Origin of the sequence: Phytoactinopolyspora endophytica (assembly GCF_004138495.1) — a bacterium.
Classification (GTDB): domain Bacteria; phylum Actinomycetota; class Actinomycetes; order Jiangellales; family Jiangellaceae; genus Phytoactinopolyspora; species Phytoactinopolyspora endophytica.
In genome coordinates this window covers 417,881-418,914 of record NZ_ML142849.1, presented here as the reverse complement: position 1 = coordinate 418,914, position 1,034 = coordinate 417,881, and the positions used below count along the sequence as shown (strand labels likewise).

At 68.1% G+C, this 1,034-nt stretch carries 2 protein-coding genes; both read left to right on the top strand.

The features are described from left to right. The first annotated feature begins 9 nt into the window (after positions 1-9). Positions 10-480 carry a 6,7-dimethyl-8-ribityllumazine synthase gene (gene ribH, locus ELR45_RS01880; protein ID WP_129662969.1) on the top strand — a complete coding sequence of 157 codons (471 nt, stop codon included), beginning with the start codon at positions 10-12 and terminating at the stop codon, positions 478-480. A gap of 199 nt (positions 481-679) precedes the next feature. Next, positions 680-943 (top strand): phosphoribosyl-ATP diphosphatase, encoded by a 264-nt coding sequence (locus tag ELR45_RS01875; protein WP_129662967.1) that lies wholly within the window; start codon positions 680-682, stop codon positions 941-943. Positions 944-1,034 lie beyond the last annotated feature (91 nt).

Here is a 1,034-nt window from a genome sequence, read left to right as displayed (position 1 = left end):
ACGTGTGACGTGAGCGGTGAAGGGGCGCCGGCACTCAAGCTGGACGCGGGTGACGTGCGAGTGGCCGTGGTGGCCGCGCAGTGGCATCAGACCGTGATGGATGGGCTGGTGGACGGCGCGCTGGCCGCCCTGAAAGAGGCTGGAGCGGATGACCCGTTGCTGGTCCGTGTCCCGGGGTCGTTCGAGCTCCCGGTGGCGGCCGCGCGGCTGGCGCGGGCCGGGTACGACGCGGTCGTCGCTCTCGGGGTGGTCATCCGCGGCGGCACGCCGCATTTCGACTACGTGTGTCAGGCGGCCACGGAAGGTCTGACCAGGGTATCGATTCAGACCGGCGTTCCGGTGGGTTTCGGTGTGCTGACCTGTGACAACGAGCAGCAGGCGCTGGACCGGGCAGGCTTGGAGCACTCACGGGAAGACAAGGGTCGTGAGGCGGCCGAGGCCGCCGTCGCGACCGCCCTGACGCTGCGGTCACTCGGCTGACGCAGGCGCACTCACGCGGGCGCACCGAGCTTCCTTGAAAGGCGGTCGAATCTACCGACGTTGTCTCACCTATGACGTGGACGATGTCGGTAGATCTGACCCGGGCCGGGGCACGAACGCCGACACTGCCCACGGATAAGGCGCTGGTGCCGGGCCGGGCTTCCACGACGTCCGCGCGCGTCCCGTACGATTAGCCCACGTGAAGAGCTTCGAAGGCCTGTGGGCCGAGCTGACCGAGAAGGTGGAGTCCGGTGCGCCCGAGTCGGGCACGGTGCAGGCGGTGCATCGCGGCGTCCATCATGTCGGCAAGAAGGTGGTCGAGGAGGCCGCCGAGGCCTGGATGGCTGCCGAGCATGAAAGCACTGAGCGTGCGGCCGAAGAGATCTCTCAGCTCCTCTACCACGTCCAGGTCCTCATGCTCGCCCGTGGCATCAGCCTCGACGATGTCTACGCCAAGCTGTGAGGCTGCACGGAGCGTCTAGTGCGGTGAAGGCTCTCGCCGGAGGTCCGGACGACGGATCGACCGGCGTCAGGCGACATGGTCCCCGCCAGAC